Genomic DNA, 17,304 nt, shown 5'->3' on the forward strand with positions numbered 1-17,304 from the left:
CCCGCTCCCGGGCGGTCAGCTCCAGACGTTGCCCTGGTTCTGTGCCCGCGCCCCGTACTGCCCCATGCCGTACTGGGCCCGCAGCCCCTGTCCGATCGCCGCGTTCTGCGGCGGCAGCAGCTCGCTGGGCTGCACCAGCGCGAAGCCGCTGCCCATGAAGCTGAGCTCCCAGCCCTCACCGGTGTTGCCGCGCCGGCGCCACACCCCCGTGGAGTGCGTCTGGGCCTGCATCTGGACGCGCAGGCCGGTGGACCAGGCGACGATCGCGTCGGCGTCGCAGTTGACGTACTTGTCCGGCGTGACCTGCATCACCAAGGGCGCGCCCGACGTCATCAGCGCGACCTTGCCGCGCCCGGTGATGTTGAGCTGGTACTTGCCGGAGCCGGAGATGCCGTACTGGCTGTCCACGGCGATGACCTCGTGGTGCAGCGAGGAGTCCATCGCCAGCACATAGCTGCTGTCGACGGTGAGCCCGTCCTGCTCGACGTCCATGATGTGCACGTACTGCGCGAGGTTGGCGAAGTAGACGGTGCCCTGCCCGTGACAGCGCATCAGGTCCAGGCCCTCGCCGGTATGCGCACGCGCATGGCGCTGGCCGCCGCTCTGGTACTCGGCGTCGAACTCGATGAGCCCCTGGTAGGCGACCATCGTGCCCTTGCGCGCCAGGACGTCGTCGTGGCCCTCCAGCAGGACGCGCAGCAGCTGCGGGTTCTGCAGGCTGTAGCGCTCCTGGGTCTGCTGCTCGTTGTAGCCGAAAAGCGTGCTCTGCATGGTGTGCGGTTCCCCCTCAGCCCCGGATCCGGAGGCGGTCGGTGCTGTCCTCGCTGGGCTGGACGACCACGATGCCCTGCCCGGAGAACGCCATCTGGTACGCCTCGCCGCTGCCGCGCCCGATGAGGGACTGCGCCTTGAAGCTGCGCTTGCCCTTCACCTTCAGGTTCGGGGACCAGGCCACGAGGGCGTCCGGGTCGACGTACGTCTCGTCCTCACCGCCACCGCAGTCGACGACGATCGGCTTGCCCCGGGAGGTCAGGGCGACCCAGCCCTGACCGGAGATCCTCGTGTTCCACAGGCCCTGCCCGGCGAACTTGGCGAGCCCCTTGACGCGTTCGACACCCCACTGGAGGTGCGCGTCGAAGGCGAGGAGGTTGGTGGCGTTGACGGAGATCGCGTCCCCGCCCAGATTGATGACGACGACGTTCGCCCCGTAGTCGGCGAGGTAGAGCAGACCGTCCCCGGAACACTTCATCAAGGGCGCGCCCTCGCCGGTGATCCAGTCCCGCGCGATCTGCCGCACGGCGGGCGGGTTGGGCTCGTATGTGACGAACCCTTCGTAGGCGACCATCGACCCCACGCGCGCGAGGAGGTCGTTCCCGGTCTGCATGGCGACCTTCAGCATGTGGCTGCCGTGGTTCTCCATGCGGGCGGTGACGGGTGCGGGGGCGAAGCCCGCGAGCGGCTGGTTCATGACGGGCTCCCTTTAGACCTCGTACGGCTGGACGACGACGAAATTGCCGGGCGCGGCACGGAACTGCAGGTTGACGCCCTCCCCGGTGTCCCCGGGGTAGGCGTTGCGGCGCATCCGCACCTGGCTGGAGACGACCACCTGGGCGGCCGCCGACCAGGCGACGACGGCGTTGGAGTCCACGAACGTCGTCGGGGTGACGGGCAGCACCACCGGCGCGCCGTGCGTCTTCACCACGATCGTGCCGGTCCCCTGGAACTGCATCGTGAACAGCGCGCCGCCCGGGATGCCATGCCCCTCGATGCGCCGGACCTCGTGCTGGAGGGACTCGTCGAAGGCGAGGACGCTCTCCGCGGAGACGCAGATCGCGTCGCCCTGAAGCTCGATGGGGTGCAGATGGGCGGCGTTCTCGGCGAGGAACACCTGGCCCTGGCCGGTGCAGCGCATCAGCTGCATCTCCTGGCCCGTCGCGTTGCCGACGATGCGTCCGACGAAACCGGCGCCCTTGTAACCGAAGTCGACCTTGCCCTGGTAGAGCACCATGCTGCCCTGCCGGGCCAGCACGGGCTGGCCGCCGATACCGAGGTCTACACGGACGAGCTTCTTGTTCTGCTGCGTCCACCGCTGACCGGTGGGTGCCTCCTTGAACGCCTGCAACGCGGCGGCCACGCCGGTCCCGCCCTGCGGGGCGCCCTGGGGAGCACCGTACGGGGCCGGGGCGCCCGCCTGGCCGGGAACCTGGCCGTAGGGCGGCTGCTGACCGTAACCCGGGGGCGAGGTCTGCTGCCCGTAACCGGGCGGCGGGGCCTGCTGCCCGTAACCGGGGGGCACCGGGGCGGACGGCTGTCCGCCGTAGCCCGGCGGCGGGCCCGGCTGCCCGGGCGGCTGGGCGTACGGCGCGGGACCCGGCGGCGGCACCGTGCCGCCGGGCGGTGTGGTCAGGGGCGCGACGATGGTCGGCGCGGCGTGCACGGACGGTGCGGGCGCGGGAGGGGGCGGGGCCGGTGCGGGCGGGGCGGCCGCCGGGGGCGGCGCGAAGCCCTGCGGCGCGGGCTGCGGCTGCTGCGGCGCCGGGACGGCAGCGGGCGTCGGCGGGGCGGCGAACGCGGGCGGCGCGGACGACTGCGCGGGCGGGGCGAACCCGGGGGTCGCACCGGCCGGCGGCTGCTGCGGCGCGCCCGGCTGCTCCTCCTCCTCGGCGACCTCCCCACCGAAATTCTTCAACAGCGCCTCAAGGCCGCCGTCGAAGCCCTGGCCGACCGCGGCGAACCGCCAGACGTCCTTGAGATACAAATCGCCCAGCATCACCGCACGTTCGGAGGTGAACTCCGAGCCGCTGAACGGGTACCGGGCCACCTCCTCACCACCCGCCACGATGCGCAGATAGCCGGGACCGACCTGCGACATCTGCCCGGCACCGTCGATCGTCGCCGTGAAGGACAGCTTCCGGATGTGCGCCGGGACCCTGTCGAGGGTGACCCGGAAGGACTCCGTGTCGCCCGCCTGCGCCCCCAGCAGCTGAACGGCCTCCTCCGGCGACTTCGGCTGATTGAAGAAGACGAAGTACCGGTCGTCCGAGAGCCGTTCGTCGGCGTCCAGACCGAAGCAGCTGATGTCGAAGGTCAGTCCGGGCCCGGCGATCTGCACGCCTACGTACAGATCCGTGCCCGCGGTGAGGTCACTGATCCTGGCCTTGTGGCCGCGCTGGAATTCCCTGGCCATGCGTAACGACCGTCCCCCATCCCGAATGCGAGTGCGTCGCGCCAGGCTAACGGCAAACACCGACAGCCGACGCAGCCGGTACAGACCCGGTACACAACCGCTTCGCCGACGGGACGCGACCGCCCCGGCTACTCGGCCCGGGGAACCGGCTGGTCCGGCAGTCGGCCGCTCGCCACCACGCCCTCCAGGAACCCCCGGGCCCGCTCCGTACGCGGATACGCCTCCAGCAGCCGCCAGAAGTCCGGCCCGTGCCCCGGCACCAGCAAATGCGCCAGCTCGTGCAGCAGCACATAGTCGACCACGTACTCCGGCATGCCCTGCAACCGGTGCGACAGACGAATACTGCCCTCCGACGGAGTGCACGAGCCCCAGCGCGTGTTCTGGTTGGTGACCCAGCGCACCGACACCGGCCGCGCCCGCCCCTCGAAATACTGCGCCGACAGCCGCTCCGCACGCTCGGCCAGCTCCACGTCGCCGATCACCCGCTTGCTCTCCTGAGCAGCCAGCTTGTCGAGCATGACGGTCACCCAGCGCTGCTCCTCCGCCTCGGACATCCGGGCGGGGATCAGCACGACGGTGCGATCGCCCTCGCGGTACGCGGACACCGTTCTACGGCGGCGCGCACTCCTGCGAACCTCGATCGCGCTCGCCCCCGAGCCTCTCGGCGGCTGGCTCGTCGTGCTGCGCTGTGACTTTCCGGCGCTGTCCAGTGGGTCGGCGGGCACGCCCCGACGTTACCCGCTGCGCACAGCGGAAGTCCCCCCTCTGGAACGGTTCCGTACCGATCCACACCCCAACCGCTCGATTCATACGACGAAGTCCCCCGCCTGTGGACAACTTTCCCCACACCCCCACCCTCCCCAGGCATCCTGACACCCGTCGGCACACCGAACCACCGCCGACCAACAGGGACCTACCAAGAGCTACGGGGGCCACATATGCATCCGATGGTGAAACCCGCGCTGCGGCGCGGCTGGCGCGATCTGAACACCGTGCAGTTCGGGATGGCACCCGCGCACGCCATGGTGCTGGGGCCCATGGACACCGCGACGGGCAGCTTCCTCACCCTGCTCGACGGCACCCGCGGCCTGCCACTGCTGCGCCACGAAGCCCACCGCATGGGCCTGCCCGACGGCCACGTCGACGCACTGGTCGACAACCTCTCCGGCTCGGGCCTGCTCGACGACGCCACCGGCGGCGGCCCAGCGGCCGACACCCTGCGCACGAAAACCGCCGTCCTCGACCGCCTCCGTCCCGATCTGGCCTCCCTGTCACTCGTCACCCGCCCACCGGGCGAGCCCGCCCGACGCCTCGCCGCCCGCCGCAACCACCGCGTCCAGGTCCGCGGCGCAGGCCGCGTGGGAGCCGTCCTCGCCTCCCTGCTCGCCGGCGCGGGCGTCGGCGAGGTCGACGTCCGCGACACCGGCTGCGTCGAACCGTGGGACGTCGCACCGGGCGGCCTGCCGGCCGACTCGATCGGCGCACGTCGTGAGGAAGCGGCCCGCCGCGCCGTACGAGCAGCCGCCCCGGACCGGCCACCACGCCGGGAGCGCACCTCCCGGCGCTCAGCCCACGACGACCCGCTCCCCGCCCTCTCCCTGGTGATCCTCGCCCCACGCGACGGCCTCGACGTCCACGCGCCCGACCCGTTCACCGCCCAGCCACTGATCACCTCCGGAACACCCCATCTCCACGCGGGCGTAGTGGAGGGCACCGGAGTCGTCGGCCCGTTCGTCCTGCCGGGCGACACGGCCTGCGCGGGCTGCCTCGACCGGGCACGCACCGACCGGGACGAGACCTGGCCCCGACTGGTCGCCCAATGGCGCTCCGGACGGCCCCCGCAGGTCCAGGCCTGCGACCTCGCCCTGGCCACCGCCGTCGCCGGAGTCGCCGCCGGACATGCACTCGCCTTCCTCGACGGCGACGCGCCCTCCAGCACCGACGCCCGCTGGGAGACATCCGTGCCACGACTCCACTGGCACGCGCGACCGGTGTGGCCCCACCCCGCATGCGAGTGTGGCGCCGCGGCGAAAGGTAAGCAGGAACACACCTCAAAAGACGGGAAGCAACACGAGAGAATGGCGGAGCAACAGCCGTCGAGGAACTCGTCCCGCAGGACACACGCGGCACGGCTGTCTGGGACTTGGAGGGCGCATGTCTGATCTTCCCCGGAAGGCGGTCACCCGAACCGCCAAGCTCGCCGCGCTCCCGCTCGGCTTCGCCGGGCGGGCCACGTGGGGGCTCGGCAAACGCATCGTCGGGGAATCCGCGGAGATCGTCGGCCGCGAACTCCAGCAGCGCACCGCCGAACAACTGTTCAAGGTGCTCGGCGAGCTCAAAGGCGGCGCGATGAAGTTCGGCCAGGCCCTGTCCGTGTTCGAGTCCGCCCTGCCCGAGGAGGTCGCCGGGCCGTACCGCGCCGCCCTGACCAGGCTTCAGGAGGCGGCACCGCCGATGCCTACGCGCACGGTGCACGGCGTACTCGAAGAGCGCCTCGGCGACAACTGGCAGGGACTGTTCCGGGAGTTCGACGACAAGCCGTCGGCGGCCGCGTCGATCGGCCAGGTCCACCGCGGGGTGTGGCACGACGGCCGCGAGGTCGCGGTCAAGGTGCAGTACCCGGGGGCCGGCGAGGCACTGCTCTCCGACCTCAACCAACTCAGCCGATTCGCCCGTCTGCTCGGTCCCCTGGTCCCGGGCATGGACATCAAACCGCTGATCACGGAACTGCGCGACCGGGTCTCCGAAGAACTGGACTACGGCCTGGAGGCACAGGCCCAACGGGCGCATGCGGAGGAATTCGCGAACGACCCGGACGTGATGGTGCCGGACGTGGTGCACCAATGCGAGCAGGTCCTGGTGACCGAATGGGTCGACGGCACACCGCTGTCGGAGGTGATCGCGACCGGCACCCAGGAACAGCGCGACCGCGCCGGCCAGTTGCTGGCCCGCTTCCTCTTCTCCGGCCCGGCCCGCACGGGCCTGCTGCACGCCGACCCGCACCCGGGCAACTTCCGTCTCCTGCCCGGCGCCGCCGGCTCCCTCCGGAAGGACGGCTGGCGCCTCGGCGTCCTCGACTTCGGCACGGTCGACCGCCTCCCCGGCGGGCTGCCGGCCCCGATCGGCCCCTCCCTGCGCATGACCCTGGAGGGCGACGCCCAGTCGGTCTACGAACTCCTCTGCGAGGAGGGCTTCGTGAAGGAATCCATCGACCTCGACCCCGACGCGGTCCTCGACTACCTGCTGCCGATCATCGAGCCCGCCCAGGCCGACGAGTTCACCTTCACCCGCGGCTGGATGCGCAGCCAGGCGGCCCGCATCGCCGACCCGCGCTCCCCCGCCTACCAGCTGGGCAAGCGGCTGAACCTGCCCCCGGCGTACCTGCTCATACACCGGGTGACCCTGAGCACGATCGGCGTGCTGTGCCAGTTGGGCGCTACGGTCCGGCTGCGCGACGAACTCGAGGAGTGGCTCCCGGGCTTCCTTCCGGAGGAGGAGGAACCGGCAGCCGAGGCATGAGCGAGCGGGCTGAACCGCGGGCTCTTGGGGGCGGGGCGGGTGGGGGGGAGGGGGAGGGGGGAAGCCCCCGGAGCGAAGTTTCGGGAACGGAGCCCCGCCCGGTGTCGATCACTCCGCCGGCGTGATGCGTGACACACAACGCACCGCGGAGGCCGGTCCGTTCGGACCGGCCCCCGCGAGGTCTTCCCGCCGCCGACGGTGGTCGGCTACTGCATCACGGCGATGGCCAGCGCGCGGCGGGCACGCATCGAGGCGCGCTCGGCCCTGCGCTGCATCCGGCGGGCCACCGCCAGGCGCCTGGCCTGGCGCTCCCGCTCGGCCTCCTGCATTCGCTCGCGCATATGCGCGCGAGCCAGGGCTTCTGGGATGAGTTGCATCTCTCGGGTCCTGTTCTGACGCGAGGCGTTCGCGCCGGTGGTGGTGACGTCTGGGATCGCGGAGCCTGCGGGCTCGCTGGTGGACGGCTTCATCGGGGCCTGCTTCTTGGGGTCGTGCGTGAGGGGGCGATCGATCGTTCCTGTGGTGTTCATGCCGTGACCGGGTTCTTGCGCGGGCGGCCGCGGGGCCGCTTCCGGGCGACGACGACACCCTGGACGAACAGCTCGCCACCCCAGACGCCCCAGGGCTCGCGCCGTTCCTTGGCGCCGGCGAGACAGGCCTCGATCAGCGGGCAGGTGCGGCACAGGGACTTGGCGTACTCGACGTCGGCCGGCGACTCGGCGAAGAAGACCTCCGGGTCGTAGGAGCGGCAGGGGACGGGCACGCCGAGGTTCTCGATGGCGTCGTCGAGCGCGGTGAGCGGGGTGAGCGGGGTCAAGGTGGAGTCCTCCGTGAGGCCGGGCGGGGGGATCGTTTCGGAAGGCGGTACGGACGGGGCGTGCGCTTCGAGTTGCACGGGTCGTCTTCCTCGTCTGGTCGTTCCGGCCCTGTTGGGCCGGGTGGCGGCTTGGTACCGGGTTCTTTTCTTGTCCCGAGGCCCCTTCGGTCTGCCGTCCCCGTTGGGGGAAAACAGAAGGGCCGCGGATCCCGGGTGGGGTTCCGCGGCCCTGAGGGCGCCGGCCTGATCGGCGATCAGGCTGGATCACTCCAGGGTTCTGGCCCACGGAAGGCCCACTTCAGGTGGTGCTGCGTCGTCTGCTTCCGGACTCCGGCACCGGCCGCCGTAAAGGCATAGGCGTGCGCCTGTGCCGCTACTGCTTCCAGTGCCTTGGTCGGTCGCTCATTGCGCTCACGGATGGGAAGACCCGCGAGAGACAGGGAGGCCACCGGGCGGTCGGCACGGATGCCGGACAGACCGGTGCCCAGGCCGGAGGCGCCGAGCATGCACGCGGAGACGACCGAGCGATCGGTCATTTTGACGGTGCGGGTGGAGCTGGCCTTGATGCTGATCACTTCAATCGCCTCCTCTCGGCGTCTCGGGGGACTGGGCTGAGCCAGTCCTACGGATACGTAAGTACAGCACGGAATCGGGGCCTTCGAGAAGGCCGCCGTTCCCGTGGCTTAGAACCTATGGGGATTGCTGGGGCATGCGCAAACTATTTTTTCGACGAGTTGGTATCAGTCGTCGTCGTCCTGTTCGTGCCCGTCGCGACCTGCGCAGACAGCAAGAACTTCGGCGCCGTAGCGGTGGAGCTTGCGGACTCCGACGCCGGGGATGCGTGCCAGTTCGCCCTCGTCGTCGGGGGCTGCTTCGGCGATGGCGATCAAGGTCCTGTCGGTGAAGACGCAGAACGCGGGCTGGCCGCTGCGGTGGGCCTGCTCGGCCCGCCACGCGCGCAGCCTTTCGTAGAGGCCTTCGTCCATGTCGGAGGGGCAGTCGTCGCAGCGCATCAGCTTCATCTCGCCGGGGTCGGAGAGGGTGCGCCCGCAGACGCGGCAGCGGGCGGGAGTCCTGCTGGTGCGACGAGGGGTGAGGCTCGTGGCTGGGGTGCCGTAGCCGTGTTCGATTGCGCTGGTTCCGCCGGTGCCGCCGTATGGGGCACGGCCGGAGGTGGCGGACGAGCCGGGGCGCAGTCCGTCGAGAAAGCGGCTCGGGCGCCGGTTGGGACGACCACCCGGTGTGCGGGACAGGGACCAGGAGAGGTGGAGGTGTTCTCTCGCCCGGGTGACGCCGACGTAGAGCAGACGGCGTTCCTCTTCGATCTGCTCGTCGGTTCTGGCGTAGGTGATCGGCATCATGCCTTCGGAGACGCCGACGATGAAGACGGCGTCCCATTCCAGGCCCTTGGCGGAGTGCAGGGAGGCGAGGGTGACGCCCTGGACGGTGGGGGCGTGCTGGGCGCCTGCGCGTTCGTCGAGTTCCGCGACGAGGTCGGCGAGGGTGGCGGCGGGTTTTGCCGCGGCGAAGTCCTGGGCGAGGTTCACGAGTGCGGCCAGGGACTCCCATCGTTCTCTGACGGTGCCGGAGCCTGCCGGGGGTGTGGGAGTCCAGCCTTCGCCTGACAGGACGGCGCGCACCTGGGAGGGCAGGTCCACTGCGTCGTCGAGGAGGGAGTCGTTGGCTCCGAAGCGGGCGGCGCCGCGCAGGGCGATGCCGGCTTTGCGGACCTCGGGGCGGTCGAAGAATCGTTCGGCGCCGCGGAGCTGGTAGGGGATGCCGGCGTCCGCGAGGGCTTGTTCGTAGATCTCGGACTGGGAGTTGGTGCGGAACAGGATGGCGATCTCCGCGGCTGGTACGCCGCGGGTGAGGAGATCGCGGATGCGGCGGGCGGTGCCTTCGGCTTCGGCGGGCTCGTCGGCGTGTTCGGTGTGGAGGGGTTGGGGTCCTGGGTCGCGCTGGGAGACGAGTTCGAGGCGGTGGTCGGCTGCGCGGCCGCGGGCCTGGGCGAGGAGGCCGTTGGCGAGGTGGACGATCTGGGGGCTGGAGCGGTAGTCGCGGACGAGTTTGACGACGGTGGCTCCGGGGTGGCGGATGCGGAAGTCGAGGAGGTGGTCGGGGGTGGCGCCGGTGAAGGAGTAGATGGTCTGGCTGGCGTCGCCGACGACGCACAGGTTGTCGCGGTCGCCGAGCCACAGTTCGAGCAGGCGCTGCTGGAGGGGGCTGACGTCCTGGTATTCGTCGACGACGAAGTGCTGGTACTGGGCTCGGACCTCTTCGGCGATGTCGTGCCGGTCCTGGAGGATGCCCACGGTGAGGAGCAGGACGTCTTCGAAGTCGATGACGGCGCGTTCGCGTTTGAGGTCTTCGTAGGCGGCGTAGAGCTGGGCGATCTCGGCGGGGTCGCGGGGGGATTCGCGGCCGGTTTTGGCGGCTGCGGCGGCGTAGTCGGCGGGGACGGTCTGGGTGACCTTGGACCATTCGATTTCGGCGGTTGCATCCCGCAGTTCGTTGCGGTCGAGGCGGATGCGGCAGGCGGCGGCCGCGTCCGCGACAAGGGGGATCTTGCGGTCGATGATGCGCGGGAGGCTGCCGCCGACGGCTTTCGGCCAGAAGTACTGGAGCTGGCGGAGGGCGGCGGAGTGGAAGGTGCGGGCCTGGACGCCGGCGGCGCCGAGTTGGCGGAGGCGGCCGCGCATCTCGCCCGCGGCGCGGTTGGTGAAGGTGACGGCGAGCACGCTGGACGGCTGGAGGATGCCGGCCCGGACTCCGTAGGCGATGCGGTGGGTGATGGCTCGTGTCTTGCCGGTGCCGGCTCCTGCCAGTACGCACACCGGGCCGTGCAGGGCGGTCGCCACGGCGCGCTGCTCGGGGTCGAGCCCTTCGAGCACCGCGTCGGCCGAGTCCGGAACCTGCGGGAAGAGGGTGGAGTGCGTTGCTGCTGTCACCCCGCCATGCTGCCAGGTCTCGGGAGACGGGTGCGGTGGTTGTCCACAGGGGGGCGCTTGCAGTCGTATGAATGCCGAGGGCGAGGGCCGGGGTGGGGCCGGGTACCGGTGCGGCGGAGGGCGCAGGGCGCAGGGCGCAGGGCGGCGGTATAGCGGCATAGGGGCGGCGGGAATGGTGGGAGATTCGCGTGCGTTGCCTTCTGAGCGAGCAAGCAGAGCACGCATCCCTAGCCGTGAAGGAGCGCAACAGACATGCCGGGCACTGTGACGATGTACAGCACCTCGTGGTGTGGCTACTGCCATCGGCTGAAGAGCCAGCTGGACCGTGAGGGCATCGCGTACAACGAGATCAACATCGAGCAGGACCCGCAGTCCGCGGCGTTCGTGGAGAAGGCGAATGGCGGAAACCAGACGGTTCCCACGGTGCTGTTCCCGGATGGGTCGACGTTGACGAACCCGTCGCTGGCGCAGGTCAAGCAGAAGATCGGCGTGTGAGGCCCGCACGGTCACGGTTGTGTGAGAGGCGGTCCCCGGGGTTTCCCGGGGACCGCCTCTTGTCACACGCTCCGGGTCGGCAGGGGTTTGCCGTACCAGAGCTCGATCAGGCGGGCGGCGATGGAGATGCCGTAGGGGGGCAGGACCTCCCCGGACGCGAAGGCGGCGCTCAGTTCCTCGCGGGAGAACCAGCGGGCCTCGTGGATCTCGTCGCCGTCGACGTTGATGTCGGTGGTGGTGGCGTGGGCGAGGAAGCCGAGCATGAGGCTGGAGGGGAAGGGCCAGGGCTGGCTGGCGATGTACTGGACCTCGCCGACGGTGATGCCTGCTTCTTCGGAGACTTCGCGGCGTACGGACTGTTCGATGGACTCGCCTGGTTCGACGAAGCCGGCGAGGGTGGAGAAGCGGCCTTCGGGCCAGTGCACCTGGCGGCCGAGGAGGATGCGGTCCTTGTCGTCGATGACGGCCATGATCACAGCGGGGTCGGTGCGCGGGTAGTGCTCGGCGCCGCAGGCCGGGCAGCGGCGAATGTGTCCGGCGGCGGCGATGACGGTGCGTTCGCCGCACCGTGAGCAGAAGCGGTGCATGCGCTGCCAGTTCTCCAGGGCGACCGCGTGGACCATGAGGCCCGCGTCGCGGGGGGAGAGCAGCAGTCCGGCCTCGCGCAGGCCGGCCGGGCGTGCGGACTGGTCCATGCGGCCGGGGAGGGCGTCCTTCTGGAGTGCGAAGTAACTGACGCCGTCCTGGCCGGTGCCGAGGAAGTAGCGGTGGGCCTCGGTGAGGGGTGCTTCGAAGGAGGGGGTCATGACGAGTTCGGTCCGGCCGTCGGGCGTCTCGTCGATGAGGACCTGGCCGCCGGAGACCACGAAGCAGCGGGTGGTGGGGTGGCTCCACGCCGCGGCGAGCCATGCCTCGTCGAGCCGGTGGTGGGCGGCCCGGTCGATGCCGCTCGGGGCGGTGAGCGAGATGGGCCGGTCGGCGGTGTGGTCGGTCCAGGTGGTCACGAGTGTTTCCAACTCCCCCGGTGCAACGGTTGTTTCGGCGGGCGGTTCGGCGGGACGTTCGGCCGGGGTGGGACCGGGTCCGGCGGGTCTTGGGCGTGCGGGGCGGCGTTTCCAGTGTGCCGTGCCCCGCGGCCCGTGCGGCCGGCCGTCCGGGCCGCGAGATCGTCAGTCGGCATGGCGCCGGTTCTCCCGGAGGTCGTCAGTCGGCATGGTGCCAGTTCTCCCCGAGGTCGCCCCATAGGTATGCGGCGGTTTCGACGCCTTTGAGGAGGAGGTCGAGTTCCACCTTCTCGTTGGGCGCGTGCCAGCCGTCGGAGGGGATGGAGATGCCGAGGAACAGGACGGGTGCGCCGAGCACGTCCTGGAGGTCGGCGGCCGGTCCGGAGCCGCCTTCGCGGGTGAAGCGGACCGACCGCTGGAAGGCGCGGCCCATGGCGCGTACGACGGATTGCAGAGCGGGGTGGTCGAGGGGGGTGAGGCAGGGGCGGGTGGCCGCGCCGAAGGTGATCTCGTGCCGGATTCCGGCGGGCAGCTGGCCGGCGGCCCAGGCGCGGACGGCCTTCTCGATGTGGTCGGGGTCCTGTCCGGCGACGAGCCGGAAGGAGAGCTTCACCGTGGCCGAGGACGGGATGATCGTCTTGCTGCCGGGGCCTTGGTAGCCACCGCCGATGCCGTTGACCTCGGCGGTGGGGCGGGCCCAGATGCGTTCCAGGGTGGTGTAGCCGGTCTCGCCGTGGGTGGCGGTGGATCTGGCGGTGCGCAGCCACTGTTCCTCGTCGAAGGGGAGTTCGGCGAAGAGGGCGCGTTCACGGTCGGTGAGGTCGGTGACGCCGTCGTAGAAGCCGGGTACGGCCACGCGCGCGTGCTGGTCGTGCAGGGCGGCGACCAGGCGGGCGGCCGCGGTGGCGGGGTTGGGGACGGCGCCGCCGAAGGAGCCGGAGTGGATGTCCTGGTCGGGGCCGTGGAGGACGATCTCGCATTCGGCGAGGCCGCGCATGCCCGTGCACACGGTGGGGGTGTCGGCGGACCACATGCCGGTGTCGGAGACGATCACGGCGTCGGCGGCCAGGCGGTCCGCGTGCTGTTCGACGAGGGTGCGGAAGTTCGGGGAGCCGGACTCCTCCTCCCCCTCGATGAGCAGCTTGAGGTGGACGGCGGGGGTGGTGCGGCCGGTGGCGGCGAGGTGGGCGCGCACGCCGAGTGTGTGGAAGAACACCTGGCCCTTGTCGTCGGCGGCCCCGCGCGCGTGAAGGCGGCCTTCGCGGATCACCGGTTCGAAGGGGTCGCTGTCCCAGCCGTCCTCGCGGGCGGCGGGCTGTACGTCGTGGTGGCCGTAGACGAGGACGGTGGGTGCCTGCGGGTCGTCGGCGGGCCACTCGGCGAAGACGGCGGGGGCGCCGTCGGTCGGCCAGACCTCGGTGGTGGGGAAGCCGGTGTCGCGGAGCTTGGCGGCGAGCCACTCGGCGCTGCGCCGCACGTCTGTCGCGTGCTGGGGCTGGGCGGACACCGACGGGATGCGCAGCCACTCGGCGAGGTCGTCGAGGAAGGCGGCGCGGTGGCTGTCGATGTACGTGCGGACGGCGCTGTCCGGGGTCTGGCTCATGCTCACGAGCCTATCGGCCCGCACCGTCGTGCTGGTCCGCCGGTTCCTGGCCGGGGGTCTCCCCGAGCAGCAGCCGCTCGAGCGCAACCCGGTCCGGGAGGCTCTCGGGGCGTACGACCTCGCCGCTGCGGACGTAGAGGAACGCGGCGTTGACGGTGTCCACGGGAACGTTCTGCTGTTCGGCCCAGGCGAGCCGGTACAGAGCGAGCTGGAGCGGGTCGCCGGTGCGGGTGCGGCTGGTCTTCCAGTCGACGATCTCGTACGACGTCCCGTCGCCGTCGTCCGTGCGGTAGACGGCGTCTATGCGGCCGCGGACGACGCGTCCGGCGATGGCGAGCTGGAAGGGGGCCTCGACGCGGTAGGGGGTGCGCTGCGCGTAGGGCGTGCGTTCGAAGGCGTCCTTGAGGGCTTCCAGGTCGCGTTCGTCGGCGATCTCGGCCTCGCTGCCGGGCAGCTCATCGGGCTCCAGCATGGGCAGGCGCAGTTCCTCGAAGCGTGCCTCGACCCAGGCGTGGAAGCGGGTGCCTCGGCGCGCCGCGGGTTGCGGGGGGCGGGGCATGGGGCGTGCGAGTTCCTGTGCGAGCCCGTCGGGGTCGGCGGCCAGCCGCAGTACCTGGGAGGCGGTCAGGGACGGCGGCAGGGGTACGTCGGTGACGGCTGTGCGGGCGCGCAGCAGCTCCCCGGTGAGGGCGTCCAGGTCTCGGTCCCAGGAGGCGATGGTTCGGGTCTCTTCCGGGGTGAGCGCGGGGGCGTCCTCGGCGGGGTGCCGGCGGGGGTGTGGGACGGCCGGGGTGCGGGCGTCGCGGGGCACGCGCGCGTGAGCTGCGGCTGCCGGCGGGGCCGACGGCGGGTGGCTCGTCCCGGCGTCCGGCCCGTAGGAGTCTTCGTCGTCCGGCGGGTACAGGTCGTCACCGGGCTCGTACGGGTCGTCATCCGGCCCGTGCAGGTCTTCGCCGGTCGGCCCGTGGAGGTCTTCGCCGTCCGGCCGATACAGGTCATCCCCCGGCCCGTACGGGTCGTCCCCCGGCCCGTGCAGGTCGCCGTCCCGTCCGTAGCGATCTTGTTCGTCCGGCCCGTACAGCTCCTCGTCGTCCGGTGGAGGCGGCCACTCCGGGTCGTCGTCGTATGCGGAGGGATCGTGGGCGGAGCGGCTGTGGGCGGCGGCGGTGTGGGGGGCGTCCGGCGAGGTGACCTGCTCCAGATGCGTCAGGACGGTCTGGGCGGCGGCCCTGCGGCGGGCGAGTGCCGTCTCGTCCAGCGGCAGCGGCCAGGCGTGGTCGGCGGCGGCCTCGTGCAGTGCCGGGTTCTCCTCGTCCTCGGCGGGTTCGTCGGCCCAGACCTCGATCTCGCCGTAGCCGGCGGCGCAGTGGTCGTGAAGAGCCTGGAGGAAGGCGGAGGGCCCCCGGGGGCGCTTCTGCGACGGGCCCCACCAGTGGCCGGAGCCGAGCAGCAGGGAGCGGGGGCGGGTGAAGGTGACGTAGCCGAGGCGGAGCTCCTCGGTGTGCTGGTGTTCCTTCATGGCCTCGTGGAAGGCCTTGAGGCCCCGGGAGTCCCAGGATTCGACGTCCGGCAGGGTGTCGGTGTCCCCGCGCAGGGCGTGGGGCAGCACCTTGCCCTGGGCGGTCCACTTCTCGCGGCCCTGGCTGCTGGGGAAGGTGCCGGTGACCAGTCCGGGGACGGCGACGACGTCCCACTCCAGGCCCTTGGACTTGTGTGCGGTGAGGACCTTGACGGTGTTCTCGCCGCCGGGCAGGGCGTTGTCGAGGCCCTTCTCGTACTGGGCGGCGGTGCGCAGGAAGCCGAGGAAGGCCAGCAGGGAGGCGTCGGGGTCGTTGGCGGCGAAGGACGCGGCGATGTCCAGGAAATTCGACAGGGTTTCGCGGCGGCGGGCGGCCAGGGCGTGCGGGGAGGCGGACAGCTCGACTTCCAGGCCGGTGACGGCGAGCACGCGGTGCAGCACGTCCATCAGCGGGTCGGCGAGGGAGCGGCGCAGTTCGCGCAGTTCGGTGGCGAGGCGGGCGAACCGTACGCGCGCGTCGGTCGAGAACGGCAGCCCGTCGTCCTCGCGGTCGGCCTCCAGGGGCAGTTCCAGGAAGGTGTCGAGGGCGTCCGCGAGCGAGATCACCTCGGACGGGTCCACGCCTTCGACGGCTGCGGCGAGCCGTCGGTCCGGGTCGTCGTCTCCGACGCGCGTGTGGGAGACGAGGAGCCGGGCACGCCGGCCCAGGAGGGCGAGGTCGCGGGGGCCGATGCGCCAGCGCGGGCCGGTGAGCAGGCGGACCAGGGAGGCGTTGGCGCCGGGGTCCTGGAGGACTTCGCAGACCGCGACGAGGTCGGCGACCTCGGGCAGGTGCAGCAGCCCGGACAGGCCCACCACTTCGACCGGGATGTCGCGGGCGACGAGCGCTGCCTGGATCTGGGCGAAGTCGGTCGCCGTGCGGCACAGGACCGCGATCTCGCCGGGCGCGGTGCCGGTGCGCACGAGGTGGGCGAGGGAGTCGGCGATCCAGTCGATCTCCTCGGCGTGGGTGCGCAGCAGGGCGCAGCGAACCTGCCCGTCGCGTTCGGCACCCGGGGCGGGGCGGAGTGCCTCCACGCCCGCGTGCATCGCGCGCAGCGGCTCGGCGAGGCCGTTGGCGAGGTCGAGGAGGCGGCCGCCGCTGCGGCGGTTCTCGCTGAGGGCCTGGCGGGTGGCGGGGCGGCCGTCGGCGTGCGGGAAGTGCTCGGGGAAGTCGTCGAGGTTGGCGACGGAGGCGCCGCGCCAGCCGTAGATCGCCTGGCAGGGGTCGCCGACGGCGGTGACGGGGTGGCCGGTGCCGCCGCCGAAGAGTCCGGCGAGCAGGACGCGCTGGGCCACCGAGGTGTCCTGGTACTCGTCGAGGAGGACGACGCGGTACTCGTCGCGCAGGATGCGGCCGACCTCGGGGAGGCGGGCGAGGGCCGCCGAGAGGGCGATCTGGTCGCCGAAGTCGAGGAGGTCGCGTTCGCGTTTGGCCGCGCGGTACCGGCCGACCAGCTGGGCCAGGTCCCGGCGGGCGGCGGCCGTCTCGGGGACCTTGCGCAGATCGGCGTTGGTGAGCCGGACGCGCTCCAGGGTGTGCAGCAGTTCGGCGTCGTGGGCGCGCAGGTCCTCCGGCCGTACGAGGTGTTCGGACAGTTCGGAGTCGAGGGTGAGGAGGTCGCTGACGAGGTCGGGGAAGGAGCGGGTGAGCGCCGGGTAGGGGCCGGGGGCCTCGCGCAGCACGCGCGCGGCGAGCTGGTAGCGGGTGGCGTCGGCGAGTAGCCGGGAGGCTGGTTCCAGGCCGATGCGCAGGCCGTGGTCGGTGAGCAGGCGGCCAGCGAAGGCGTGGTACGTGGAGATCACGGGTTCGCCGGGCGGGTTGTCGGGGTCGATGACGTCCGGGTCGGTGACGCCCGCCTTGACCAGTGCGGTGCGGACGCGTTCGGCGAGTTCTCCGGCCGCCTTGTTGGTGAAGGTGAGGCCGAGGACCTCTTCGGGTGCGACCTGTCCGGTGCCCGCCAGCCACACCACACGGGCGGCCATCACCGTGGTCTTGCCCGACCCGGCTCCGGCCACGATCACCTGCGGGGCGGGCGGCGCGGTGATGCAGGCCGTCTGCTCCGGGGTGAACGGGATACCGAGGAGCTCCTTGAGCTGCTCGGGGTCGGTGATACGGGCGGGCACGTCGGAGAGGCTAGCGGGGGCCACTGACAGCGGACGCCGGACGGTC

Annotated in this window: 14 protein-coding genes; 3 read left to right on the forward strand and 11 right to left on the reverse strand. The window is 71.5% G+C overall.

The genetic code is table 11. The features are described from left to right. Window positions 1–15 precede the first annotated feature (15 nt). From ABZ876_RS01150 to ABZ876_RS01165, 4 genes are all read right to left on the reverse strand, one after another. Window positions 16–771 carry an AIM24 family protein gene (locus ABZ876_RS01150; RefSeq protein WP_361772460.1) on the reverse strand — a complete coding sequence of 252 codons (756 nt, stop codon included), beginning with the start codon at window positions 769–771 and terminating at the stop codon, window positions 16–18. 16 nt (window positions 772–787) lie between these two features. After that, entirely contained in the window at window positions 788–1,468 is a 681-nt protein-coding gene (locus ABZ876_RS01155; RefSeq protein WP_234514255.1) for an AIM24 family protein, read from the reverse strand. 12 nt (window positions 1,469–1,480) lie between these two features. Further along, complete coding sequence (locus tag ABZ876_RS01160; protein WP_361772463.1) at window positions 1,481–3,187, reverse strand: TerD family protein; 1,707 nt, start codon at window positions 3,185–3,187, stop codon at window positions 1,481–1,483. Window positions 3,188–3,315: 128 nt separating this feature from the next. After that, window positions 3,316–3,912 (reverse strand): M48 family metallopeptidase, encoded by a 597-nt coding sequence (locus ABZ876_RS01165; protein WP_361772465.1) that lies wholly within the window; start codon window positions 3,910–3,912, stop codon window positions 3,316–3,318. 213 nt (window positions 3,913–4,125) lie between these two features. On the opposite strand from ABZ876_RS01165, the gene ABZ876_RS01170 reads away from it, so the two are divergent. After that, on the forward strand, window positions 4,126–5,349 hold the full coding sequence (locus ABZ876_RS01170; protein ID WP_361772467.1) for a TOMM precursor leader peptide-binding protein: 1,224 nt from the start codon (window positions 4,126–4,128) through the stop codon (window positions 5,347–5,349). Next, a complete protein-coding gene (locus tag ABZ876_RS01175; protein ID WP_361772469.1) occupies window positions 5,342–6,706 on the forward strand; it encodes an AarF/ABC1/UbiB kinase family protein in 1,365 nt (454 codons plus the stop codon). The genes ABZ876_RS01170 and ABZ876_RS01175 overlap by 8 nt, the downstream gene beginning before the upstream one ends. A gap of 206 nt (window positions 6,707–6,912) precedes the next feature. Here the strand turns inward: ABZ876_RS01175 and ABZ876_RS01180 are convergent, their stop codons facing one another. The 4 genes from ABZ876_RS01180 to ABZ876_RS01195 all read right to left on the reverse strand — a co-directional run bounded on the left by ABZ876_RS01180 (window position 6,913) and on the right by ABZ876_RS01195 (window position 10,471). Then, window positions 6,913–7,236 carry a hypothetical protein gene (locus ABZ876_RS01180; protein ID WP_361772471.1) on the reverse strand — a complete coding sequence of 108 codons (324 nt, stop codon included), beginning with the start codon at window positions 7,234–7,236 and terminating at the stop codon, window positions 6,913–6,915. Then, window positions 7,233–7,601, reverse strand: a complete 369-nt coding sequence (locus ABZ876_RS01185; RefSeq protein WP_361772473.1) for a WhiB family transcriptional regulator — start codon at window positions 7,599–7,601, stop codon at window positions 7,233–7,235. The genes ABZ876_RS01180 and ABZ876_RS01185 overlap by 4 nt, the downstream gene beginning before the upstream one ends. Before the next feature lie 176 nt (window positions 7,602–7,777). Continuing rightward, window positions 7,778–8,098, reverse strand: a complete 321-nt coding sequence (locus ABZ876_RS01190; RefSeq protein WP_361772475.1) for a hypothetical protein — start codon at window positions 8,096–8,098, stop codon at window positions 7,778–7,780. A gap of 165 nt (window positions 8,099–8,263) precedes the next feature. Further along, complete coding sequence (locus tag ABZ876_RS01195; protein ID WP_361772477.1) at window positions 8,264–10,471, reverse strand: ATP-dependent DNA helicase UvrD2; 2,208 nt, start codon at window positions 10,469–10,471, stop codon at window positions 8,264–8,266. A 252-nt stretch (window positions 10,472–10,723) separates the two neighbouring features. Here ABZ876_RS01195 and ABZ876_RS01200 point away from each other — a divergent pair, with 252 nt between their 5' ends. Then, window positions 10,724–10,966, forward strand: a complete 243-nt coding sequence (locus tag ABZ876_RS01200) for a mycoredoxin (RefSeq protein WP_361772479.1) — start codon at window positions 10,724–10,726, stop codon at window positions 10,964–10,966. A gap of 62 nt (window positions 10,967–11,028) precedes the next feature. Here the strand turns inward: ABZ876_RS01200 and nudC are convergent, their stop codons facing one another. The 3 genes from nudC to ABZ876_RS01215 all read right to left on the reverse strand — a co-directional run bounded on the left by nudC (window position 11,029) and on the right by ABZ876_RS01215 (window position 17,258). After that, window positions 11,029–11,970, reverse strand: a complete 942-nt coding sequence (nudC, locus tag ABZ876_RS01205; protein WP_361772481.1) for an NAD(+) diphosphatase — start codon at window positions 11,968–11,970, stop codon at window positions 11,029–11,031. A gap of 199 nt (window positions 11,971–12,169) precedes the next feature. Next, the gene (locus tag ABZ876_RS01210) at window positions 12,170–13,573 is read right to left on the reverse strand and encodes a dipeptidase (protein ID WP_361772483.1); all 1,404 of its coding nucleotides are present in this window, start codon (window positions 13,571–13,573) and stop codon (window positions 12,170–12,172) included. A gap of 10 nt (window positions 13,574–13,583) precedes the next feature. Then, the gene (locus ABZ876_RS01215) at window positions 13,584–17,258 is read right to left on the reverse strand and encodes an ATP-dependent DNA helicase (protein WP_361772485.1); all 3,675 of its coding nucleotides are present in this window, start codon (window positions 17,256–17,258) and stop codon (window positions 13,584–13,586) included. Between the last annotated feature and the right edge of the window lie 46 nt (window positions 17,259–17,304).

The sequence above is a fragment of the Streptomyces sp. NPDC046931 genome (assembly GCF_040644655.1).
Classification (GTDB): Bacteria; Actinomycetota; Actinomycetes; order Streptomycetales; family Streptomycetaceae; genus Streptomyces.